We start from the raw sequence: 23,061 nt of genomic DNA on the forward strand, positions 1-23,061 counted from the left end.
TGGTGTCGAGAAAATTTACACCCGGGTTAAACAAAAGTATAAGAAAACAGAAAAAGCATTCTAAAACATCAAGATAAAAAGTTGGCACCATAACTGCACTATCTCTAGCGTGGCTTAGTTGAGCCCCTCTTATTGGAATATGGAGATGGTTATGAAAATCAAAACATTGGTAAAATCTTTAGCGCTAACTGCAGGTATCGCTGCTTCTTTCTCTAGCTATGCTGACTTCGTAGAATTCACTGTAGACGAAGGAACTGCTTTCGCAGGTGGCTCTACAATCAACGCTGACAAAATCAACGGTGGTTATGTTGAAAACCTGACTTTCGACGGTTCAGGCGGTTTCACTGCTGACGCTTTCGCTACATTCGGTCAGTTCTTCAACAACGGTAGTTCAGTTAAAGGCTCTGGCCTTAACAACTTCTACACTCTGTATGCAACGTTCTCTGCTGAAGGTTCAGTAACTGAAACTGCTCAAGGCTTCAACTTTGTTGGCGACCAAGGCGGCTTCCAGTTCTATCTTGATGCGAGCAACGACACAGACGTAGCAGATTTCTCTGACCTGTCTCTGATGAACACTGCTGATGACATCCTGTTAGGTACTTCAGCTTCTCTGGGTGCTAACCTGGGTTCTTCTACTACAGTTGGCGGCGTAACAACTACATCATTCAACTTCGATTTCTTTGATTTCGAACTGACTGCTGAAGGCGACCAGTACTTCGTAATGCCTCAGCCATTCTCTATGATGGTTAACGTAAACGGCGACTTCGACACATTCGATCCAAGTGGTTCTCAGTCAACTACTGGTGACGTAAGTGCACAGTTCTACGAAGTTCCAGAGCCATCTACTCTAGCTGTACTTGCTCTTGGTCTGTTAGGCCTGGGTGCAACCAGCCGTCGTAAAGCATAATTACTGCTTAGACACAGATTTTGAAAAGGCGACGTAAGTCGCCTTTTTTTATGCCTGCTATATTATTGTCAGCTATTTTTACACCTTCTCTAACCTGCTGTAATTGCTAATAATAAACCACCCATGAGCTTGCCGTTTGGGTTGTTTCACGCTCAAAGCCTATATTCACTCCCCGCATAGCCTATGAATCTACTTGCCTGAGACATGCGTAGTCTTTCTTTTCTTAAACTTTAGGCTTACAGTAAGCCATAAATTTTAAAAAGGTAAAGTAGTTCAGTATGGATAGAATGCTAGTTAAGTCCACCCTCGCAGGTATTGTTTCATTAAGCTTGCTTGCAGGTTGTGGCCAGCCCTCATTAGAGCAGCAAATTCAAAATGCCGAAGATGCCTATAAATCAGAAAATTATCATGAAGCTGCGTTAACTCTTAGAAACGCAGTGCAAGAAGCCCCCAACGACGCCAACGCACGGGTGCTGCTGGCCCAGACATACTATGCATTAGGCGATATGGAAGGCGCGGTTAGCTCATTCGAACGCGCCAGCTCAATGGGTAGCGATATTTCAGATTACGCTGGCGAATATTTTTCTGCGTTGTACTCAAGCTCTGATGTTGACCAGTTCGATACCATTTTAGCTGATCTTGAAGACGATCTTAGCGCTACGGCCAAAGCTAAAGGCCAGGCCATTTCAGCCTTACTGGCAGCGCGCAGCGGAAACTCGCCGAAGGCACGCGCGACGTTAAAAGAAGCGCTACAGGCTGATGACAAAGACATTGCCATGCTTGGCCAAATTATTGAAACTTACCTGATCAAACAGGATACCGCGAACAAAGAAGTATTAGCTGACGCCGCGCAAAACTTCAAAGAGAACTGGTTAATTAGTTCGCTGGTAGCTGAAATTGCTTACCGCATGAAAGACTACGACCTGTCGATTGACACCTATAAACGTATGCTGGACGAAAAACCTGCGTATTTGCGGCTTAATTTAAATATCGCTGAAGCATACATTCAAAAGAACGAATTTGAAGAAGCCAAGCCCCACGTTAACGCTATTTTGAAACGGTTTAACGACCAGCCGTTGGCTAATCAGCAAAAAGCGCTGATTGCCGTGTCTGAAGAAGACTTTGCCAAAGCCAACAGTTTAATTGAACGGGCAATTGGTGGCGGGTTAAATTCGCCGCTTACCTCGTATATTGCAGGGTTAACTAACTTTCGCGTAGGCAATTACGAACAGGCTATTCAGCATCTGGCAAAAATTATTAACGATGTGCCAGCCACCCACCCCGCCAAGCAAATGTACGTGGCGGCGAAATTGCAGGTTGGAGCGTCACGCGATGCCTTTAATGTACTGGCCAGCAACCCCGAACTGGTGAAGCAAAACGAAACCCTGGCCGCAGCAACCAGCGTAAAATTGTTGGGTAATGGCGACCGGCGCCAGGCCAGCAGCTTGCTTCGGGATATTGATGAAAGCAAAATTGATGATGATCGAACCCGCCAGCAGTTAGGTGTACTGAAGGTGTTATCTGGCGATACGTCCGGTATGCAACTTATCGAAACCGCCAGTAATGCAATTGTGTCTGAAGCCGGTTCTGGTGATACTTCGCAGTCTAAATTGCTGCTGTTATCGCTAAAAACCTCATCGGGAGAAATTGACGAAGCTCGTTCATTACTTAAGCAATGGATTAACGACGAGCCGGACAATGTACAAAACTACCTTATTTCTGCTGAACTTGAAAAGTATGTGGAAAACTACGACGCCCTGCCCGGCATCTACGACAAAGTATTAAAACTGGACCCGGAAAATAAAGCCGCTTTGAACAATAAAGCGTTACGGGCTTATAACCTGAAAGATTTTGATATGGCGTTGTCGCTGTTCAATAAGGTACTGGAGCTTGCGCCAAATAACAAAAATGCCATTTTGGGTGCATTCAGAAGTATTCAGGCTAAAGGCAATAACCCACAGCAATTAATTGACTCGTTAAGTAAGCGCGAGAACACCACAGCGTTTTCACGGTTGTATGCTAATTACCTGGCAGCCCAATATACCCAGGTAGTAGAAATTGGCGAGAAAAGCGCCTTTAACGACATTGATACGCCCATGGCGGTTTACCTGATGGGTGATGCCTACCTGAAAACTAACCAGCCACAAAAAGCGGTAGATTTGCTTCGCAAACTGGTTATTCAGGACCGCACTAACGACACCATGATGATCACGTTAGCCAAAGCTCAGGCAATGACTAACCGCCCTAACGATGCGTTAAAAACTTTGCAGGCAATATCGCAAAACGACCCGGCGATTAAAGATGAAGGGGCGTTTATAAAGGCGCGTATTCAGCTAAGTAAAAATGCCGCGGCCAAAGCACAAAGTGCCCTGGACGAAGCCAGCGAACAAGCCAAAGGCTCTGCTGAAGGTTTAATGCTGGCAGGCCGGGCTAACCTGGCGCTGGGGAATGCGTCGGCGGCGGTAACCCAATTGGCGTCTTCTTACGAGAAAAACGCTAACGGTGTTACGGCGCAGTATTACTATCAAGCATTGAAAGAAACTGATCAGCAAGAAGAAGCGATTAGTATGCTTAAAAAATACGTGGACTCTACCGGCGGTAACGCTAATGCGCAGATGATGCTGGCCAGCGAACTGGCTAAAGATAGCCCGCAAGAGGCAATTAATTACTACCAGCAAATTCTGCAAAAACAACCTGAGAACTGGGTAGCCATGAACAATATGGCCTGGTTAATGAGCGAGCAAAACCAGCTTGATGAAGCGCACCAATGGATACGTAAAGCCCTTAAAATCAAGCCGGCAAACCAGACGTTATTGTCTACCAAAAGCCAGATAGAAGCCAAAATGTAAAATGGCTTAGGGCCCCCCAATGCCATCAGATAGGTGTTAAACACTTATCTGATGGCTTATCGCGTGCCTAACTAGCAGCATGTTGTACTATCTCCACTTATCACCTTCCTGTGGCTTATAACGCCTTGCTGTGATACGCCCTCTCCTACCCACGCTTTTTTCATATCAGCCCCCACATAACCAGATTACTCCTGTCTCGAGCCTTTTTCCTCTTTCCTCTTTGCTCTTTGCTTTGCCCTAAACCCGTATCCTGTTAGCCGAACCCAAAAGAAGGATAGGTCAGGTTTATTTTTAACCAAACCTAGTCAATAAACTTTACACTGACATCAAGATCGCGGGCTTAATAAAGTAAATAAACCTTAACAATCATTAAGTTAAAAAGTTGGCACTGTATATGCTTTATCTATAGCGTGGCTCATTTGGCCATTTCCCTTTTGGATAAATAATAAGTTTATGAAAATCAAGGCCCTGGTTAAATCTTTAGCACTGACTGCTGGTATCGCTGCTTCTTTCTCTAGCTACGCTGATTTCGTAGAATTTAAAGTGGATGAAGGCTCTGCTTTCGCTGGTGGTTCAGTTATCACAGCTAACAAACTTAACGGTGGTTACGTTGAAAACCTGACGTTTGACGGTGCAGGTAACTTCAACGCAGACGCGTTCGCAACATTCGGTCAGTTCTTCAATGCTGGTCGTTCTGTTAAAGGCTCTGGCCTGAACTCGTTCTATACGCTTTATGCAACATTTGATGCCCAAGGCACAGTAACTGAAACCGCGAATGGTTTTAACTTTGTGGGTACACAAGGTGGCTTCCAGTTCTATCTGGATGCTGACAACAACACCGACATCGCGAATTTCTCTGACTTGTCTTTGATGAACACGGCTGATGATATCCTGTTAGGTGGTTCTAGCTCGCTAGGCGCTAACCTGGGCTCTTCAGTTACATCAAATGGTGTAACAACTACGTCGTTCAACTTTGACTTCTTCAACTTTGAACTGACTGCTGCTGGCGACCAGTACTTCGTATCACCACAGCCGTTCTCTATGATGGTTAATGTAAACGGTGACTTCGATACGTTCGACCCAACCGGCAAGCAATCGACTACTGGTGACGTTAGCGCCCAGTTTTACGAAGTGCCAGAACCTTCTACACTGGCAGTGTTAGCCCTTGGCTTGCTTGGCCTGGGTGCAACCAGCCGCCGCAAAGCATAATAACCATTGCTTTAGCGCACACAGTTTTGATGTGAAAAAGGCGACGTAAGTCGCCTTTTTTGTGCCTGTTAGTTTGTATCAACCGAAACAGCCTCTTTCTAACACAAACGTATCTGGCTAGTTCGCTAAATTAATTTCGCCCCTCTTACGGGGAAGCTATGTTACTGCGTTAGCCAGGTCATCTTAGTGAGCCTTACCTAAATCTTACTTTTATGCTGGAGATTACACCTAAGCGCGCGGCTTTAAATGCGAGCCCCTTCCCCGCTTTTCATCGTATAAATACGATCCCCTGCGTTAGCTTGCTGATCTGTACCAAAGGCTTGCGAAAGATAATCACAGCATTTGGCCTCCTTGCGGCCTACCGCCTGAGGATTGCAGTAATCAATACGACTGAAAATATGGCTAGCAAAAACGCAAACACAACAGCTTAATGTTGTGAGAAACGCTTTATACATGGGCTTGAGCTGTTTAACGCCTGCCCGTTTAAAGCGCCATATGCAGTCAATTATTTTTACAACCATTAACGCAAAATCCTCTTAAAAACGATAATATTCCATATAAAACATAGAGATAAAAAGTTGGCACTGTATATGCTTTGTCTATAGCGTGGCTCATTTGGCCATTTCCCTTTTGGATAAATAATAAGTTTATGAAAATCAAGGCCCTGGTTAAATCTTTAGCATTGACTGCTGGTATCGCTGCTTCTTTCTCTAGCTACGCTGACTTCGTAGAATTTAAAGTGGATGAAGGCTCTGCTTTCGCTGGTGGTTCAGTTATCACAGCTAACAAACTTAACGGTGGTTACGTTGAAAACCTGACGTTTGACGGTGCAGGTAACTTCAACGCAGACGCGTTCGCAACATTCGGTCAGTTCTTCAATGCTGGTCGTTCTGTTAAAGGCTCTGGCCTGAACTCGTTCTATACGCTTTATGCAACATTTGATGCCCAAGGCACAGTAACTGAAACCGCGAATGGTTTTAACTTTGTGGGTACACAAGGTGGCTTCCAGTTCTATCTGGATGCTGACAACAACACCGACATCGCGAATTTCTCTGACTTGTCTTTGATGAACACGGCTGATGATATCCTGTTAGGTGGTTCTAGCTCGCTAGGCGCTAACCTGGGCTCTTCAGTTACATCAAATGGTGTAACAACTACGTCGTTCAACTTTGACTTCTTCAACTTTGAACTGACTGCTGCTGGCGACCAGTACTTCGTATCACCACAGCCATTCTCTATGATGGTTAATGTAAACGGTGACTTCGATACGTTCGACCCAACCGGCAAGCAATCGACTACTGGTGACGTTAGCGCCCAGTTTTACGAAGTGCCAGAACCTTCTACACTGGCAGTGTTAGCCCTTGGCTTGCTTGGCCTGGGTGCAACCAGCCGCCGCAAAGCATAATAACCATTGCTTTAGCGCACACAGTTTTGATTTGAAAAAGGCGACGTAAGTCGCCTTTTTTGTGCCTGTTAGTGTGTAAGCAGGGCAATAAATTTTTTGCCACCTACCCAATAACCTACCTGCTGAACCTATGTTTAGGCGGCGGGTCAATATGCCTAAAAGTGCGCCCGGGCAATTGCCGCTAAAACCAGCGTTTATCACGTATAATACGGTCGGGCTGGTGACTGTAAATTATTCTGACACCGTTTAATTGATTGATGCCGATTGCCCCTCGCCTTTTCATTGCATACAAATGTGCTTAAAAAGCCGCGAAGCTTTGGCGCCTCATCCCTTTTCGTGATATTAAAGGGGGTATTATTTTGTACTGACGTTAGTAGTTATCAAGGACTCCGTCTTGCCTACCATTAGTATTATTATTGCTGCGTATAATGCGGCAGCTTTCATTGATCGGGCTATTCAAAGCGCACTAAACCAGTCGGTATTGCCCCACGAAATTATTGTGGTGAACGACGCATCAACCGACCATACTGCCACCGTATTAGACGCCATCGCCGCTGAGCACAGCAGAGTGAAAGTACATCATTTAGCAACTAATGGCGGGCCTTCCGCAGCGCGTAACAAAGGTTTACAGGTGGCGAGTGGCGAATGGGTGGCGGTGCTGGATGCCGACGATGCTATCGCCGAGACATTTGTGGCCACGGTTACCGAAGCTATTACTACCCATCAGCCTGATATTGTGGCAACCAACTTTTACTGGTTTGATGTGGCGCGCAATACTCATCTTGAAAAAGGGCTTAACCAAACTGAAAACGCCACCACAGTAAGCAAATATCAGTTTGTGAACGGTGCCCGACCATACTCTCAGGAAGCGGATTACGGCTTACTAAAACCGGTGTTCAGACTGACATTGTTACGCGAACATAATTTGCAGTATTCCACCACCATACGCCACGGTGAAGATTTTATGTTGTTGGCCCAGGTATTATTTTTTGATGCACGCTTTGTGGTGCTTAATGCCCCGCTGTATTTATATACCACCCGTGACTCAGGATTGAGCCAAACTATACCTAATTACCCCAAAATGGCGCAAGATACCCTGGGCCTGCTGGCGTTGCCCTCGGTTAAAAATGATCAAAAACTTATAGCATTGCTTAAACTCAGGGCTAAATCGCTACGCCGTTTGAACGCCCAGATATTGTTTAATCGCCACATAGGACGTCGCGAGCTGGGGACCATCGGGCACCATCTGCTACGCGATGGCGAATATCGCCAATACGCCTTTAAATATGCGGCTAAAAAATTACTCAGGCGCTAACGCTTCAGCAGGCGCCCATTTATAAAAAGCTTCCTCAGCATTACCCAGGAACACACCTTTATGTATACCAGACTAACAAAACTAATTTTATGGCTATTAACTAAATACGTGCATAGCTTCTTTAAGGGCAAAACCGTATATGTGTTTTCTGGCGTAAGACGCAGCGGTAACCATGCTTGCATTAACTGGATGGCCAATGCCGTTATGCAACAAAAAACGGATATGGAACGCCAGGGCTATATGGTATTTCAGTCGCCCTGCGAAACCCTGTTGCACCTTAACGAAGTGAACATTTTCTCGCCCTTCGAGTATGCTGGCTATTTACGTAAAAACCGTCGGCTGATTGAAAAAGCAAGTGTGATTTTTGTATCTGTTGAAGACCTGGTGCCTAACGAACACACCTGCCTGTATTATCCGAAAGGGTCAAAGGTGATTTATATTACCCGCGATATATTATCTACGCTTGCCTCACGTTTAGCCTACAATATTAAGCGCGCCAAAGACGGCATCGACCGGGGCGATATGCATATAGATCAAAACACGTTTAACCTGACCAAGCGTATTCGCACTAAAACCCACGTGTGGGAGTTTGATAAATGGTTAAGCGATAGCCAATGGCGCAGCCAGTTTTTAGCCAGGTTTAATCTGCAATATGACATTGAGCCGGCCATGAGTACGCAGGGGGGCGGTAGCACCTTTCATGGGCAAGACAAACAAGCCGCCACCAGTATGACCGACGCCCAGCGATGGTCGAAGGTGGAATGGTCGCCGCGTATCAAAGAGTTGGTAAAAGCGAACCCTGGCCTGCTGTCAGAAAATGAAAAAGCCTTTACCCAAAGCTGGTGAATAACTAAGCCCCCAAAGGGCGCAATTTATATCAATGCGGCCCGCCGGGTTTAACCACGGGGTTAAGCGGCGGGCAACAAATAAACAGAGACAAACATTGTAATGAATAACCACAAACCTGCCTTTTTGGTCATCGCTAATTTTTCGAATAACACCGGCTATGCCTGGCACAATATCTATAAATTGATAAAGCACCTGTCGATTAAGGTTGCACAAAGCGGCCTGAAACCGATTATCAGCTTTGCTGAGATAGAACCGACTAACGTAGACTACTTCGACCATTTTGAAGAGCAGCTGCAATTAGACGCTGACCTAAGCCAAACGGCGAACCTGGACCGGTTACTGGCCATAGTCAAACAGCACAACGTGAAAACCTTGTATTTAACTGACCAGCGCTCTACCAGTAGCGCGTACGCCAAACTGCGTAAAGCAGGCGTAGAGCATATTATTTCTCATTGCCGTGTTTCGGTAGCAAACCCCTACCGCCCTGCCCCGGAAAACCCGCTTAAGCAAACGGTAAAATGGCTATATAGCCGCATACCCGGCATGACCGTGGATAAAGTTATTTGTGTAAGCGACTTTGTAAAATACCGGCTGCAACACAAAGCAAAAATTCCGGCCAGCAAGTTAATCACGGTGCACAATGGGGTAGATACTAAAAAGTTTTATAGCGAACCGCTGCCTTTCAGCCCGGGCGAACCGGTAACCCTGTTCACCAGCGGCCGCGCCACGTCGCACAAAGGCATTAAAGAGCTGATAGAAGCGGTGGCCATAGTAAACGAAACCACTGATATTGCGTTTAATGTTCGCTACGCTGGCGATGGTCCAGAGAAAGAACAGTACCAACGGCTAGCACAGAGCCTGGGCGTAGCCAATTTTGCCTTTTTAGGTCAGCTACCCTCAGTGGAAAAGGAAATACACAACGCGCACATTTTAATTATGCCTTCAGCCTGGGGCGATGCATTTCCCAGTGCTGTAACCGAATCGCTAGCCTCGGGCCGACCGTTAATCACCACCGAAGCTGGCGGCATACCAGAAATTGTTGGCAAGAAAGGCAATGCAGTACTGGTACCACCTGGCAATGCACAGGCCCTAGCCGAAGCAATTAAGCAGTTATTAGAACAACCAGAGCGGTGGAATACGATAGCCGAATCGGCACGGGCGCACGTCACAAACACCTACACCACCGAAAATTATTACAATAATGTATGGCAGGTTATTGCTAAAGAAATAGGGGTATAACACAGGTTGCCATAGGCAACCTGCCGGTTAATTTACTTCATCACTCTTACTTTGCGTGCTACCCATGGCGCGCTGAGTAAGTGCCGCAGACCTTTAGTATTGGTCATCCATTTCCCTACCCAGTAACATGTCACCACTACCGTTAATACGGTAAGCACAGTAAGACCCACAAATTCAATATCTAGCTTTTTCAATACACCTTCCAGATAATACAAAGCCGGTCTGTGCATTAAATAAATATAAACCGTAGCCCCACCAATAGCAGACAAAAATGCCGCGAAGGAAAAACGACTAATAAACATGGATAAGCCTGCAACAGAAACAATACCGATTAGCGCAGTAATAAAATAGTAAAAGCCAAATAGGCTATCGGGAATGTTTTTTCCATACCAGGCAAGGGCAAAGTAAGCAGCAAATGTAACGGGAAACAACACCTTGCCCACCTCTACCGCTTTACCTACTGCCTTAGGTGCTTTTAATCCTATCCAGAAAAACGGAAAGAGCTTAATAACTTTATCGATAAAACCGACGTTACCGGAAATATTGATCTCGACTACCAGAAACAACAATAGCGAAACCACAAGAACTGGTACAAAGGGTAAACTACGTAATAAACGGCAAATCACAAAAGCGACAGCCAAGGCATAGATAAACCACATTGTAGGTAACGGCTGCCATAAAATATGCAGCCAGTTTTCCAGGTGGTAAGCCACCCTGCCCCTATCGGCAAAGATATAAAGCGCGACAGTAACAATTAATGACCACACAACATACAGGTACATCATGTTGCCGACTTTATCGCGAAAGAATTTCTTCGCATCGGCATTATGAATAGCGTTGTAGGCAAAGTAGCCAGATACTAGGAAAAACAGTGGCATACGCAGATAGCTGAATAGCCAGTGGAAACCATCTGCATGCCAACTTACAAGCAGGATAATACTAAAGGCTTTTGCTATATCAGCCCAATTCTGTCTCTTACTAATTACTTTTTCCATTTAGCGCGCAATCTTCATAACAACTATAAAACTATATTTCTATAGTTCTATCCTTCTACTCCAAAAGATATCCAATCAATAGGATCACAGGCACTCCAGTTAGGTAGTTCTAGGCACCACTCATCATTATTCTTTTTAAAACCTAACTTTTTGTAAATATCTCTGCACGGTAAGTTCCTATTGGTCGGGATTATTTTACCGCTGACCGTTTCGACGCCTAATGAGCGTAATTCAAGAAGTACCTCTCTCATAAAAGAAACTTCAACCTCATAGCCCATTGCTCTACAACTCATGACAAAGTTTGATATAGTGCAATGAAGTCCTAATTTTTCGATTATTATAACCGAAACCAAACCTAAATCCCCGAACTTATCAGATAAATTCGCTGTGTAGAATAGGAAAGCAGGATCCGCTAGCATAGTCTTAAGATCAGCTCTAGAATACCGGGTAGTAGTTGTATTGAATTGATTAGTTCTATTTATTAATTCTTCAATTCTATTCAAATTCGACTTTTTAGCTTTTGAAAAGAATATTGATAGACCAAGCAATTGATAAGCATCATCAGAATCGACAGCTTCAATTTCTACTGAACGTTCGATTTGTTCTTGATACATTACAGTTCTTCTTTTAGCTTCATAAGTAGACGCAGTGCATTCTGCTTTCTTCATTATTTTCAATGTAGCCCAAGTTTCTTCATCATTAGCGTCGAGACATAGTAATTCAGGAATTTTTTTCGAAACTAATTCTAGCTCCATTTTATTATCATCCACGAATATAAAATTTCTTAAGCTTAAGTTCATCCGCTTCGCCACTAGAATAATATTTAAATATTTTTTATTCCAATTTATATGAATATCAGAGAAAACGTCTTTACAGATACTAAGTTCTTCCCACCTAATATTTTCAGCGTGATTTTTACTTACAGCAACTATAAGAATACCTAATTCTTTAAGTTCCTTCAGTAGCAGTTGCTTATGGTGATAGTGCAAAACTTCACCATCCGCCATCACCCCAGACCAAAGCGTATTATCAAAATCGACACAAATTACCTTTTTTCCTTTTACTTTTGAGAGCTGATCTAAATAATAAGCATGTTCAGTTGCTAAGTGCATGCCAAAGTATGACGTGTGTACAAACTTTTTCATGCTTTTAGGAATGGGGCTTCTACTCAATGATTTTTCGCCGTACTTAAGCGCAATTCGTCGTTCATCCAGCAAAATTATATTCTCTATACCTAATAAGTCTTTCTCAATTCTAGAATTTAGTACCTTTAAAAATAACTTCATTTTTTTAGAGAGCGAAGATGCAAGTGGGTTTAGCCGCCTTTTCGCTCCAATCGGAAGACCACTTACATTGTGAAACAATATAGGCGATGAAGTAAAAGATCGGACACCTAATATATATTTTCTAGCTTCCAATATAAGGTTATCAATAGCTACATTCATTTCTAATTCAGAAATAGAGTCTATCGACCGGATTGCTTTAGAGAACAAATTAGATGCAGTAAAGCTAAATATACTAACAATAATAACAGCATATTTCTTACTATCAAACATAACCTTGGTTTTCTCGATCTCTACTGAAAGATCACCGCCTGAAAAATATTGACAGTCCAAATTACTAAAAACGCTACGTTTATATAACGCATCAGGTAGAAAAACTCTGACTTCATTCATCAAGCAGTCCCCTACCAACAAAATACTATCAGCTTCCTCATTATTATAAATTAGCTTTTCATTTATTCTCGAAATATTCTTTCTACAAGTAACGTCTAAATAGGAAAGCGCTTCGCTTTCTATTTTAAATATATCAATAAAGTATTGGCACTGTGTTTCTTTAGACTTGGAAAAAGGTGAGAACCTTAACCTTTCATCAAGGTAGATTTGTTTGTATATCTCATTTCCTTTTATAGCTTTCAGCAATAGCGTTGCTAGGGTGTTAGAGAAATCCAAACGGCTCGACATGGAAATACTACTACTTACGTAATCCAAATCGTATTTGTTAAGTATTTCCGGAGAGAAAGTACTTTTAGCAATAGCCCCAGCCAACAATTTCTGTGACGCAACCATACAATTTTCCATTTGCAAAGATTGAAAGTATTTACCTTACACCTTAAGTGTTACATTTGATACTTAAAATGCCCAAAAATGAGGTATTAATTTTAAATTCTTGCTACTATTGTAACTGGTAAGGAATATCGAGGGAGTTCTACCTTGTTTAGTAATAAGTTCAGTTTATTTAGTTATATTACATTGCCAGCTTTACTGATTAGTTTTTCCGCTTTAGGTGGATACGATGAAGTCTGTGAAGTACCTCGTCAATCTAGCCCTATCGCTTTCTGGGATTTTAATAAAGATAACGACTTTTCCTTGACTGATGGTAAAGTTCGTCTGGGCAGTAGACATGGTGGTGTGAGGAATATACCTGGAACTGATTTGAGAGGTCTAAGATTCAGATTTGAAGGTAAATGGCCTGATGGTGATTCATCAAGTGAACTAAGGTATAAGTTCTTAGAGCCTCAATCTCACGTCTGGGAATATATGAGAATATATCAACCGCCGAATTTTTATCATAGGTTGATTATTGAAATTGAGACGAGTAGCCCCCTGAATGTGGCTAACTGGAATTTTAACGATCGTGTCGTTTCAGATAACGGACATTACGCTAAAGTAGCCAAAGCATTTAAAAATAAGTTGTTTATAGAAGCACCTGACTCTATTTATGATAAGGCATGGGGGAAAGGTAGAACTATTACTAACGTAAGCACAGGAAATAGTTTTGACAGTAATGAGAGTAAGTATATAGGTGCAAACAATAAATTATCGGCTATGTGGCAAGGTGAATATTCAAATGCCGCTATGATAGTAGGTACTACCTCAGTAGCTGCTAACTCAGGTGGCCAACCCGGTAATGGATATTGCGAAGCATTGGGGAGCAAATCTACTGCTCACGCCACTTTTGGTACAAAAGGCAATATGGCTCGCATGCAAGGTCCACCTTTGTGCTTCGATATGACTGACAATGGGACTATAGTGGAATTTGCTATAGAACGAAAAAGGTCATCTAGTCTGAAAAATCCAGACGGAATCTATACTATTTGGAAACGGACGAATTCATCTGATTGGACTATCGTTTACCACAACAATAAGATACCTGCTTATCAAGATACTAATAACTACTTTGATAAGGGCTATATATTCGGATGGTCAAATAGTGGATTCAAAGAGGACACTGACTTTTATCTATTAAGTTGGGGCTTGTGGACTGAAAGACCTAATTTTCTATAAAATTAAAGGCTGCGTATATTTACGCAGCCTTCTTCGTAAAAAAACCTTTTAAAAAACCTATAGATCTACCAGAAAAATATAAAAAATCCACAAAAGCAACTTTTAAGAAGCTTTTATAATTTTTATTATTTTTTGTCTTACGAATTCTATCTATAGTTCTAATAAAGACTACAACAAGTAATATTAATATAGAAATATATCCTATACCTAAGTATGCAGTAATTGGTAAGGAAATAATTGATAACATAAATGCTACAGTGAAAATAAATATAGGCTCCCTGCAAGCTTTTCTGAGACGGGAACTATATCCTTCGGAATGCCATATTTGTCGTTTGATGAAAGATTTTATCGTTCTCGCGTTGCCTAAATGTACCACCGACATAAACCTCACCATTTTTACATTTACACCTTGGGCTACAAGATCTTGATGAAGTTTGGAGTCTTCGCCTGCGGTTAAAGTAGTTGAGAAACCACCGACCTTCAAAAATATAGATTTACGAAGAACAATACTAGCTCCTAAAAGCTCTTTAGGAAGCGTTTCCCCATCTCTTCCTTCTAGAAGCCAAAATCGCTCCACAAATGAAGCATGCTCGCGGAGTTTTATTCCTCCCCCAAAGACCGTATCTGGGTTATCTAAAATAGATTTAACCCCAACTTCTATCCAGTTAGAAGGTGCCACACAGTCAGCATCTAAAAAAAATACAATTTCCCCGTTGCAATTGTCGACACCATAATTTCTAACTTTACCAACTGGCTTTTCAGTATAGCTTAGTACCTTGTCAGCGTGCTCCTGAGCTACTATTACGGTATCATCTGCACTTCCATTATCTACGACGATTACTTCAACATTCTCTTTTCCATAACTCTGTGTATGTAAAGCTTGTAAAGTGTCAGCAATATATAACTCTTCGTTAAAAGCCGGAATTATTATTGAAACTAACGGGTGGGCTATTTCACTCATTACAAATTACTTTCAAAAGATTGCGTTTTTTTCTTCTCAGCTGAGAAGTGCGATAAAAAAGTGTAGTGAAAAATTACATCATCCTTAAAATAGGAAGACCTTTGCTCTTCAATCATTTCTCTAACTTTTTCATCTTCTTCAGGGAGCTCGATAAACATTTCAACAGTACCTTTTACATTCTGAACCGCTTTGTAATTAAGCTTAGTGTTGTATTTTACGAGGATATTCTTAAAGATATAATAAAAAGTAAAGCCTGGGTACTCTTCAGATTTACCTACAATATTTTTCCCTTTTCTTCCTATCAACTCAGATATTAGGACGTGCTCTTTTCCACACTTACATATATCAAAACTCAATGTAGCCATATCGCCAATATTGTATTTAACTATGGGAAAGGTGTCCGAAGCAAAGTTGGTTACAACTACATCACTGTTTTCATTAACTTCTAAGTATATATTTTCCATATTTACGTGAAGACTTCCCTCTTCACATTCGAAAGCAATAAGACCGGTTTCAGTTGCCCCGTACTCGCTTATCATTTTACGACCAAATGCCTTTTTAACTTCATCTTGATAATACGGTAAAATAGTTTCTGATGTCCCCTTAACCATCTTTATATTTTTAAAGTTTATACCTAATTCATTAGATGTTTTCGCAACTTGATAAATCATTGATGAATAACCACCAACGTAGGAAGCCTTTTTAATAGTATGAGAGAAATCTTGTATATCTTTTTTATTAAATCTAAATAGTCGTTTTCTATTTTGTAAAAAATCTAATAGCCATATTTTCTTAGCATCTGAGGACTGAAGGTTATAGCCCCAGAAGTAACCATTCCGCTCCCAAACGTTTACGTCATGCCATGAATACCCTCTCATGACGCTAGCTCTGTTGATAGAATCCCAGCTTTCGCTTCTATCAAACTTTAAAGCTTGCCCAGACGTACCTGAGGTAACCGCCGGTTTTGTATTCACCCCGATTCTTGTATGAATAGCTTCATTATTAGCTAATAAGTCTGATTTATATAATTCTGGCAACTTATTGTAGCTTTCAATAAAGTTACTGTCGTATGGTGAAAAATCATGTTTATCGAAGTAATTTTTATAGAAATCGGATTTTTCATAGCAAAATTGAAGAAATAATTTTAGCTGTTCTTCTTGATATTTAAGCAGCTCTTCACGCGATAACTTTTCCTGAGCTTTTAGTTCTTCATATTTACTAAATAGAGACGGGTTTCTTTTTCTCGCAGCTATTTTAAATAGAATTTCAGAAATTTTGTTGTTCATAAAAAACCTATATAAGGCCCTAATGCGAATTTACTATTTTCGCAAGACTAGATTGAAGTGCTATTGATATCCATAAAAAAGGATAATAACCTATGGTCACAAATTGACCGGCGACTAAAAAACCCACTATGCCTATCTTTAGTCCTACCCATAATGCGTGTAGATATGCAGTGTCACCTTCAGAACTTTGTATTCTTTTCGGATACCTTCGTAGCAAGATATAAAAGATTAGTAAAAGGTATATCGCTAGTCCTGAGAAACCGGCATCAGTACCTACCTGAATAAATATGTTATGAGGTAATTCGGCACGCTTATAGAGCGTATACTGAGAGTAGTAAGTAGCGTAGTACGGTTGAAAATTATAATAGCCCACTCCCAATAGCGGGTTTGCTTTCATCATTTCCCATCCGTGCTCCCAATATAGTTGTCGCTGCATTGAGGATTTATCTTCGCCAATGGTTGTAAAACGTTCTTTTTGTTCACTGGGTAAAACCTGCCACCCTATAACAGCTATTAGCCCTATTGATATCATAAATTTAGGGCTAAATATTTTTTTGTAAAACATCAATATTAGCTGAACAAGTAACGCTAACTGAGCGCCACGGCTACTGCTACCCAATACAGTTAATATAGGAGCCACAACAGCTGCAATTAATAAATACCGCTCCCATTTCCTCACATCATTCTTAAAATGGATGTATAAATAGTAAGAAAGAGGAAATAAAATCAACATTAGAACTGCGAGCTCACCAGAATTTTGGAAATATCCCTGGGGGCCCATTAATCCCCACGTTGTAAAACTAAAACCTCTCATGGCCCAGTTTTTTGCCGTGCCTAACGCTATTTTTAAACAGCACATAAAAAAGACGGTAAAAAATATGTAGAACCGTTCTCTACTGGAAACAATAGAGCTAATTAAAAATATAATTACTACCCACTGCGCCATATTAATGTAGTTTTCAAGTGCCCAACTTCTATTAAACGCTGTTATTATTGATAGATTTACAACAATAAAATATAGAAAAACAAGAAAGTATGAGGTATCTATCTTTATTTTAGACTTACTATCAAAGAACAAACCTACCAGGCTAAATATCAAAAAAAGCTGGGCCCAGGGTAAAAAGTCAATAATAGGAAATATTGCTTGGGGCCTGAAATACTCTATAAATATGTAAATACAAATACACTTAAACGCAAATGATTCGGTTTTAAAGTGCGTCCATAAATTTTTGACTTTAAGAAATATAAAGTCCGTGTCCTTTAGGGGTTGCGTTTGCGTTTTCATTTTACTTCTGAATAGCCTGAATTAATGAAAGGGTGGCATGTTCAATTTGCTGCATGCATTTATCAAAAAATACTTGGTTGGTATTAAATGGGTCGTGCAGATATACCGTTGGTGGCTTAGCGAACAGGCCTAGCAATACTTTCTTCTGTTGAGGGTACAGTGCATTGAGCTCCTGCAAATGGGCAGGCTCCATAACAATCAACAAGTCATTTGGCTGGGGCACATAGTCGCTCATTTTTGCCGAGCGGTGTTCAGTTAAGGGATAATTGTGGCGTTTTGCATAATCCAGTGTTTTCGCAAAAGCCTCGTCGTTCCCCCGGCAATGTAAGCCAAAGGAGATGGCCGGAAAGCCCGCTTTAATAGCTACGGCTTCGCCAAAGGGGCTTCGGCAAATATTTCCACTGCATATATAAATAAGCCGCTGTGCGCCCTTTACCTGCTTTTTATTGGCACTAGCGTAAACACCTAGCTTATTTTGCATATTAAATTTTATATAACGCGCCAAGCCTCTTTTCGAGCCATACGTGTCTGCTATGTACTGGTTGTAATTCAAGCGCCGGGCTCCCTGTTTGTATCGTGTCCTGGGTAATGACTGTCGGCAGATTTATACAGTGCGGCATAGGCTGCTACCATTGCCTGTTGCGAAAACGCACTACTAACCCGCTCAATGGCCTGCTGATTGACGGCCCCGGGCTGATAGCTTTCAATATTATGGATAATAGCGTGTGCCAGCGCACTGGCGTCTATCTCTACCAGCGTGGCCTGTGCCTGGTTTTGAATTATTTCCTGCGGGCCGCCGCATTTAGTAGCAATTACCGGTAGGCCGCTGGCCATGGCCTCGATAGTGCTAATAGAAAAGCCTTCTGCATCCGACGACAATATAAAACCGTCGAGGTTTTGCAAATACTCTGCCGTGTCGTCAATAAACCCGATAAAATGTATATTGGTTACGCCCAATTTTTGCATTTGTTCGTCTAAATGCACTTTTAGCGAGGCTTTCGGGTCGCCGGCTATAACCACCGCCAGCTTCGCGCCTTGGGCAGGTAGTGCGGCGTTGGCTTGCGCAACAGCCGCTACCAGTAAGTCGTAACGTTTAGACTTGCGCACATTACCCAGCGCCCCTAATAGGTAGGTATCCGGGTCAAGGTTTAATGCCTGTTTTAACCGGTTCACCCGCTGCGGCTTATAACTGGCCACATCAATACCGTTATAAATGACACTGGTGCGCTCAGGCACCAGTAGTTTGTGTTCCTGAATTTTATGCTGTAACGAGCGACTTACCGCAACAAAACGGGCAATCCCATTACGCATAAACCACAGTTTTAAGCCTTTAAAGCGCTCATTGGGCGATACATCTACCATGCCATGGTAAGTTGCTATCACGGGCGTGCGGGTAATTAACCCCACAATGCTGGCATATACATTAGACCCCAATAAATGTGACTGTATCAGCCCGATATTATGCTTTTTAATCAGCTGGCATAACTGGCGAATAAACCCCACGTTAAAACTGCCTTTAGAGTCGATGATTACCGGCTCTATGCCGCGTTTACGTAAGGTATTTGCGACATAGCCTTCACCGCGTATAACAGCGATAGAGTCGGTAGTCTGGCTGCGTATTTTGTCGGCAAGGGTAATAAACACGTCTTCAGCCCCTCCCGGGCCGGTCGTGTCTATCAGGTGCAATATTTTATAAGTCATAATGGCGTGAAAGGCCTAAGCCAGCAACTTCCTAATGTTTTACTACTAACGCTAAGGATAACAAGCAATATCCTTGCTGCATACTGAACATTTCATTCGTAATGGGTTAATTACAAACCCTATCGGCGGCAGTATTGTACCCCGGCGAATTACCGGTATAGCGGCGCGTAAACAGGTTCGCCTGTGCGCGGCTAGCGGTAACCGCGAATGATACGGGCTTAACCGGCTAACGGCTTACAAAAAATCATATAAAAGTGTTAAAAAATACCGTCGCCGGGCCCGGTGATGTAAAATGCGCAGATTACACGTTACTCTATTCACATTGTGGTACAACAAGGAACTGTGCACGTATGTCAAAACGCCGATTGCTGTTACATATAGGCGCCCCCAAAACGGGAACAACATCGCTGCAATCCATATTGCTAAAGCACCAGCAGGCTATCCGAAAACAGGGCATTAACCCGTTGTTTTTAAATACCGCTGCCAGCCAGGAATTTGCCGAGTTGTTTGGCAGTTTCGAGGCGAATCATTTTACCCGGGCTCAACATTTACACTCGCTGCATCAGGCAATTAAATATTACCTGCCGTTTGTGTTTAAGCTTAATGCCAAGCTTTTTTATAATGCGCGGCGTTACAACACCACGGTGATCTCCAGCGAACACTTGTTTTTGCGCCTTACTTCGCAGCGTGAAATAAACCACTTTGTGCAGTTTATGCAGCGCTTCTTTAGCCATATTGAGGTGGTTATTTACCATCGCAGTGTGGATAGTCTGAAAAAAAGCCTGTATTGGGAATATTTAAAAGTAGGCGGGCGGGCAAAGTTTGACCGCTTTACCGAAAAAAACCATAAACCGCAGCATGACTGTGATTGGGCCGTAAATGCATGGGGCAACGCGGTGGGCCAGCAGGCTGTTATGGTGCGCCAGTACGAGCAAACCCCCGATGTAGTTGACGACTTTTTAACACAGGTATTAGGGCTACCGCCCAATGCGTTTTATACCCCGGCGGCGCCGGGTAAAAAGCGTGAAAATACCTCGCCGTCGTTTGATAAGTTTGAAGAGTTACGCCAGTACAATCTTGAGCATCGGGATGTGGCTGCGGATGGCACAATGTGCCAGCAAGCGCGTCAGGCACGCCGGGATTTTGTAAAAACACTATAAGCGCATAACCCCGGGGCGGTTCAGGCGTTACATTACGCGCCGGGGCTTAGCCAAACATTTGCCCCGCCCGCAGGTTAATGAGCTTAACCAGCGGGCCATGTGCGTGTAATAATAGCGTTTAAAGATTGTGGGCCGCAGCCAAAGCAACATGCCGCAACGCCCCTACAGGCAGGCGTATACTTTAAGGCCACCAACCACGTAGGCGGTTAGCATTATGCTGGCTTCCTTATTTTAATTTGTATACCGGGTAAACTAGCTACCTGACGACTGACCGGAAAATGTAGTAAAGCCATGGAAAAAACAGCGGTTTTGATTTTTGATGCAGCCCAGCGTAGCGCGCTGGCCGCCACCCGGGCGTTGGGTAAACGCAGTGACATTGTGGTCTTTACCACCGACTGCACCATTCAGGCATTGGCCGGGTGTTCACGTTATAGCAGTCAGTATTTACAGTGCCCTAATCCAAACCAGAACAGTGCAGCGTTTGTGGCCTGGGTGGCTGAAACCATTACCCGGTATAATATCGACTTTTTATTGCCGGTTACCGAAGTAACCAGCCGTACTCTAGTGGAACATAAACAGCAGTTGCCGCCGTGCAAATTACCGTTTGCAGACCATCAAACCCTGCTGGATTTAAGCAATAAAACCGCCCTTACCCAGTTAGCCCACACCTTAAACGTACCGGTACCGGCTTCACAGTACTGTGAAACCCCAGACCAGATAGACTGGGACGCCGTACAGTTTCCGTGTGTGTTAAAACCGGCGTTATCTAAGGTGTTGGTGAACAATGTGTGGTTAGTTACCCAGGTGCATATAGTGCATTCACGTACCGAAATGGCGCACCTGCTAACCGAAAAAGACTACTTCACCGCTCACCCGTTCATGGTGCAACAATACATTGATGGCCAGGGCGCGGGAATATTCTGTTATTACCAGCATGGCCAGGCTAAAGCCTTTTTTGCCCATAAGCGCCTGCGTGAAAAGCCACCTTCGGGCGGGGTAAGCGTGTTAAGCGAAAGCGCGGCGGTAAACCCGTTAATGAAGCAACACGCGCAGGCATTGCTTACTGCGGTGAACTGGCACGGTGCCGCCATGGTAGAGTTTAAAATTGCCAGCGACGGTACCCCGTACCTGATGGAAATTAATACCCGGTTGTGGGGCTCTTTGCAGCTGTCTATTGATGCCGGGGTGAATTTTCCGGCGTTGTTGTTTGATGGTGAGTACCGCACGCTTACCGAACAGCCCGGCTTTACCCACGGGGTACAGCTGCGCTGGTTACTGGGCGATGTAGATAACCTGTATTTACAGCTAAAAGACAAGCAAACCGGTATAGGCGGTAAACTGGCAGCAGTGGGCCATTTCTTGCTCCCTAAATTTAGCGGGCGTCGGCATGAAGTAAACCGGCTGGACGATATGGGCCCGTTTTGGTTTGAATTAAAAAACTATTTTTAAGTGGTAGCGATAATTTATGATTAAGCCGTTGGTAAAATCTGTGTGGCAAACCCTGGCAGGCACCGTGGGCTGGTATAAGGTTAAGCGGGGCGACAAAAAACTGATTGTGCTGATGTACCATCGGGTACTGCCCACCACTGATCCACGCTATCAGTTTGAAGAGCCGGGTATGGTGGTATCAGACACCACGTTTGCCATGCATATGCAGGTGCTCAGCGAAGAAAATATCAATGTGATGACAGTTTCACAGTGGTCTGCCCTGCCCGCTGAGCAGCGCCCGCAGCTAACCGTAGCCATAACCTTTGATGATGGCTGGCTGGATAACTACGAATATGCCTTTCCGGTGCTAAAACGCTATAACTTCGCCAGTACCCTTTATGTGGTAAGCGACTTTATGGATATGCCCGCCCCCTTCTGGCCAAACAAAGTATTACGTTTACTGCTTACCCCCGGGCTTCAGCAAACCGAAGCCTGGCAACCGCTGCTAGCCTTAACCGGCACCTTACCCCCGCTGCCGCTTACCCGCGACCAGGGCGCGGCGGTAATCGACCATTTAAAACAGCACGGTGATGACACAATTTACGCCGCGTTGGCGCCGTTAAGCGATGTTCTGGCCAGCCACACGCAAACCGAAATGATTAACCAGCAACAGTTACACGATGCCCTTACCAATTACGGGGTAGAACTGGGCTGTCATACCCGGCGGCATTATCGGTTGGTCGAAGGGCTATCTGAAACGTTACTACAAGAAGAAATTGTGCAAAGTAAGCAATTACTGGAGGCAGCGAACAATCAGCGGGTAGCATCGTTCTGTTTTCCAAACGGGGATTTTTCGCCCGCAGCGCATAAGTTAGTGAGCGAACACTACGACTGTGCGGTCACTACCAAGCGTGGTATTAACACCGCGGCCAATTTACAAACCAGTAAGTTGCTGCGAATAGGGGTACATAACGATATCAGCAATACCCCCATGAAATTCAGGGCAAAACTATCAGGCGCGCGTTAGCCGCATGGCACCTTTGTAACCTGCCCGGCGGCTTAAATACCGGTCTTCTACCAGGCCGTGTTAACAACCGCCGGCAATACCTCAATGAAATTCGGGGCAAAACTATCAGGCGCGCGGTCGTCACGTGGCGCCCTTGTTAACTTACCCGGCCGCTTAAA

General features: G+C 43.4%; 19 protein-coding genes. 11 read left to right on the top strand and 8 right to left on the bottom strand.

Annotated elements, in window-relative coordinates; genetic code table 11:
- The first annotated feature begins 151 nt into the window (after nt 1-151).
- The 3 genes from pepA (D0Y50_RS13785) (at nt 152) to pepA (D0Y50_RS13795) (ending at nt 4,965) form a co-directional block, all read left to right on the top strand.
- Nucleotides 152-907, top strand: coding sequence for a flocculation-associated PEP-CTERM protein PepA (gene pepA, locus D0Y50_RS13785; protein WP_108565939.1), 756 nt, complete (start codon nt 152-154; stop codon nt 905-907).
- 278 nt (nt 908-1,185) lie between these two features.
- A complete protein-coding gene (prsT, locus tag D0Y50_RS13790) occupies nt 1,186-3,756 on the top strand; it encodes an XrtA/PEP-CTERM system TPR-repeat protein PrsT (protein WP_117317417.1) in 2,571 nt (856 codons plus the stop codon).
- 453 nt (nt 3,757-4,209) lie between these two features.
- On the top strand, nt 4,210-4,965 hold the full coding sequence (gene pepA, locus D0Y50_RS13795) for a flocculation-associated PEP-CTERM protein PepA (RefSeq protein ID WP_117317419.1): 756 nt from the start codon (nt 4,210-4,212) through the stop codon (nt 4,963-4,965).
- A 242-nt stretch (nt 4,966-5,207) separates the two neighbouring features.
- On the opposite strand, the gene D0Y50_RS13800 is transcribed toward pepA (D0Y50_RS13795), so the two are convergent.
- Complete coding sequence (locus D0Y50_RS13800) at nt 5,208-5,486, bottom strand: hypothetical protein (protein WP_117317421.1); 279 nt, start codon at nt 5,484-5,486, stop codon at nt 5,208-5,210.
- 128 nt (nt 5,487-5,614) lie between these two features.
- Here D0Y50_RS13800 and pepA (D0Y50_RS13805) point away from each other — a divergent pair, with 128 nt between their 5' ends.
- The 4 genes from pepA (D0Y50_RS13805) to D0Y50_RS13820 all read left to right on the top strand — a co-directional run bounded on the left by pepA (D0Y50_RS13805) (nt 5,615) and on the right by D0Y50_RS13820 (nt 9,773).
- Entirely contained in the window at nt 5,615-6,370 is a 756-nt protein-coding gene (gene pepA, locus D0Y50_RS13805; RefSeq protein ID WP_117317419.1) for a flocculation-associated PEP-CTERM protein PepA, read from the top strand.
- A gap of 394 nt (nt 6,371-6,764) precedes the next feature.
- A complete protein-coding gene (locus D0Y50_RS13810) occupies nt 6,765-7,685 on the top strand; it encodes a glycosyltransferase (RefSeq protein WP_170145514.1) in 921 nt (306 codons plus the stop codon).
- A 60-nt stretch (nt 7,686-7,745) separates the two neighbouring features.
- On the top strand, nt 7,746-8,531 hold the full coding sequence (locus tag D0Y50_RS13815; protein WP_117317425.1) for a hypothetical protein: 786 nt from the start codon (nt 7,746-7,748) through the stop codon (nt 8,529-8,531).
- A 102-nt stretch (nt 8,532-8,633) separates the two neighbouring features.
- Nucleotides 8,634-9,773 carry a glycosyltransferase family 4 protein gene (locus tag D0Y50_RS13820; protein ID WP_117317427.1) on the top strand — a complete coding sequence of 380 codons (1,140 nt, stop codon included), beginning with the start codon at nt 8,634-8,636 and terminating at the stop codon, nt 9,771-9,773.
- Nucleotides 9,774-9,805: 32 nt separating this feature from the next.
- Here D0Y50_RS13820 and D0Y50_RS13825 read toward each other — a convergent pair whose 3' ends face one another.
- Together D0Y50_RS13825 and D0Y50_RS13830 are read right to left on the bottom strand one after the other, a co-directional pair.
- Nucleotides 9,806-10,768 (bottom strand): acyltransferase family protein, encoded by a 963-nt coding sequence (locus tag D0Y50_RS13825; protein WP_117317429.1) that lies wholly within the window; start codon nt 10,766-10,768, stop codon nt 9,806-9,808.
- A 47-nt stretch (nt 10,769-10,815) separates the two neighbouring features.
- Entirely contained in the window at nt 10,816-12,837 is a 2,022-nt protein-coding gene (locus D0Y50_RS13830) for an HAD-IIIC family phosphatase (RefSeq protein ID WP_170145515.1), read from the bottom strand.
- A gap of 144 nt (nt 12,838-12,981) precedes the next feature.
- On the opposite strand from D0Y50_RS13830, the gene D0Y50_RS13835 reads away from it, so the two are divergent.
- A complete protein-coding gene (locus D0Y50_RS13835; protein ID WP_117317433.1) occupies nt 12,982-14,055 on the top strand; it encodes a hypothetical protein in 1,074 nt (357 codons plus the stop codon).
- 19 nt (nt 14,056-14,074) lie between these two features.
- Here the strand turns inward: D0Y50_RS13835 and D0Y50_RS13840 are convergent, their stop codons facing one another.
- From D0Y50_RS13840 to D0Y50_RS13860, 5 genes are all read right to left on the bottom strand, one after another.
- Entirely contained in the window at nt 14,075-15,016 is a 942-nt protein-coding gene (locus tag D0Y50_RS13840; protein WP_117317436.1) for a glycosyltransferase, read from the bottom strand.
- Nucleotides 15,016-16,302, bottom strand: coding sequence for a phenylacetate--CoA ligase family protein (locus D0Y50_RS13845; protein ID WP_117317438.1), 1,287 nt, complete (start codon nt 16,300-16,302; stop codon nt 15,016-15,018). Before D0Y50_RS13845 ends, D0Y50_RS13840 begins: the two co-directional genes overlap by 1 nt.
- A gap of 19 nt (nt 16,303-16,321) precedes the next feature.
- Nucleotides 16,322-17,587 carry an O-antigen ligase family protein gene (locus tag D0Y50_RS13850; RefSeq protein WP_117317440.1) on the bottom strand — a complete coding sequence of 422 codons (1,266 nt, stop codon included), beginning with the start codon at nt 17,585-17,587 and terminating at the stop codon, nt 16,322-16,324.
- Between the two features lies 1 nt (nt 17,588).
- The gene (locus tag D0Y50_RS13855) at nt 17,589-18,068 is read right to left on the bottom strand and encodes an arsenate-mycothiol transferase ArsC (protein ID WP_147318248.1); all 480 of its coding nucleotides are present in this window, start codon (nt 18,066-18,068) and stop codon (nt 17,589-17,591) included.
- Between the two features lie 68 nt (nt 18,069-18,136).
- Nucleotides 18,137-19,288, bottom strand: a complete 1,152-nt coding sequence (locus tag D0Y50_RS13860) for a glycosyltransferase (RefSeq protein ID WP_108565927.1) — start codon at nt 19,286-19,288, stop codon at nt 18,137-18,139.
- A 350-nt stretch (nt 19,289-19,638) separates the two neighbouring features.
- Here D0Y50_RS13860 and D0Y50_RS13865 point away from each other — a divergent pair, with 350 nt between their 5' ends.
- From D0Y50_RS13865 to D0Y50_RS13875, 3 genes are all read left to right on the top strand, one after another.
- Nucleotides 19,639-20,448 carry a hypothetical protein gene (locus tag D0Y50_RS13865; protein ID WP_117317442.1) on the top strand — a complete coding sequence of 270 codons (810 nt, stop codon included), beginning with the start codon at nt 19,639-19,641 and terminating at the stop codon, nt 20,446-20,448.
- A 291-nt stretch (nt 20,449-20,739) separates the two neighbouring features.
- Entirely contained in the window at nt 20,740-21,897 is a 1,158-nt protein-coding gene (locus tag D0Y50_RS13870) for a carboxylate--amine ligase (protein WP_108565925.1), read from the top strand.
- A 16-nt stretch (nt 21,898-21,913) separates the two neighbouring features.
- Nucleotides 21,914-22,903 carry a polysaccharide deacetylase family protein gene (locus tag D0Y50_RS13875; RefSeq protein ID WP_117317444.1) on the top strand — a complete coding sequence of 330 codons (990 nt, stop codon included), beginning with the start codon at nt 21,914-21,916 and terminating at the stop codon, nt 22,901-22,903.
- Nucleotides 22,904-23,061 lie beyond the last annotated feature (158 nt).

Source organism: Salinimonas sediminis, from assembly GCF_003429285.1.
Lineage (GTDB): Bacteria > Pseudomonadota > Gammaproteobacteria > Enterobacterales > Alteromonadaceae > Alteromonas > Alteromonas indica.

Excerpts from the sequence above, each read along its gene's own strand:
- pepA (WP_108565939.1), top strand. The coding sequence starts at position 152 with ATGAAAATCAAAACATTGGTAAAATCTTTAGCGCTAACTGCAGGTATC.
- prsT (WP_117317417.1), top strand. The coding sequence starts at position 1,186 with ATGGATAGAATGCTAGTTAAGTCCACCCTCGCAGGTATTGTTTCATTA.
- pepA (WP_117317419.1), top strand. The coding sequence starts at position 4,210 with ATGAAAATCAAGGCCCTGGTTAAATCTTTAGCACTGACTGCTGGTATC.
- D0Y50_RS13800 (WP_117317421.1), bottom strand. The coding sequence starts at position 5,486 with ATGGTTGTAAAAATAATTGACTGCATATGGCGCTTTAAACGGGCAGGC.
- pepA (WP_117317419.1), top strand. The coding sequence starts at position 5,615 with ATGAAAATCAAGGCCCTGGTTAAATCTTTAGCATTGACTGCTGGTATC.
- D0Y50_RS13815 (WP_117317425.1), top strand. The coding sequence starts at position 7,746 with ATGTATACCAGACTAACAAAACTAATTTTATGGCTATTAACTAAATAC.
- D0Y50_RS13820 (WP_117317427.1), top strand. The coding sequence starts at position 8,634 with ATGAATAACCACAAACCTGCCTTTTTGGTCATCGCTAATTTTTCGAAT.
- D0Y50_RS13825 (WP_117317429.1), bottom strand. The coding sequence starts at position 10,768 with ATGGAAAAAGTAATTAGTAAGAGACAGAATTGGGCTGATATAGCAAAA.
- D0Y50_RS13830 (WP_170145515.1), bottom strand. The coding sequence starts at position 12,837 with ATGGTTGCGTCACAGAAATTGTTGGCTGGGGCTATTGCTAAAAGTACT.
- D0Y50_RS13840 (WP_117317436.1), bottom strand. The coding sequence starts at position 15,016 with ATGAGTGAAATAGCCCACCCGTTAGTTTCAATAATAATTCCGGCTTTT.
- D0Y50_RS13845 (WP_117317438.1), bottom strand. The coding sequence starts at position 16,302 with ATGAACAACAAAATTTCTGAAATTCTATTTAAAATAGCTGCGAGAAAA.
- D0Y50_RS13850 (WP_117317440.1), bottom strand. The coding sequence starts at position 17,587 with ATGAAAACGCAAACGCAACCCCTAAAGGACACGGACTTTATATTTCTT.
- D0Y50_RS13855 (WP_147318248.1), bottom strand. The coding sequence starts at position 18,068 with ATGCAAAATAAGCTAGGTGTTTACGCTAGTGCCAATAAAAAGCAGGTA.
- D0Y50_RS13860 (WP_108565927.1), bottom strand. The coding sequence starts at position 19,288 with ATGACTTATAAAATATTGCACCTGATAGACACGACCGGCCCGGGAGGG.
- D0Y50_RS13865 (WP_117317442.1), top strand. The coding sequence starts at position 19,639 with ATGTCAAAACGCCGATTGCTGTTACATATAGGCGCCCCCAAAACGGGA.
- D0Y50_RS13870 (WP_108565925.1), top strand. The coding sequence starts at position 20,740 with ATGGAAAAAACAGCGGTTTTGATTTTTGATGCAGCCCAGCGTAGCGCG.
- D0Y50_RS13875 (WP_117317444.1), top strand. The coding sequence starts at position 21,914 with ATGATTAAGCCGTTGGTAAAATCTGTGTGGCAAACCCTGGCAGGCACC.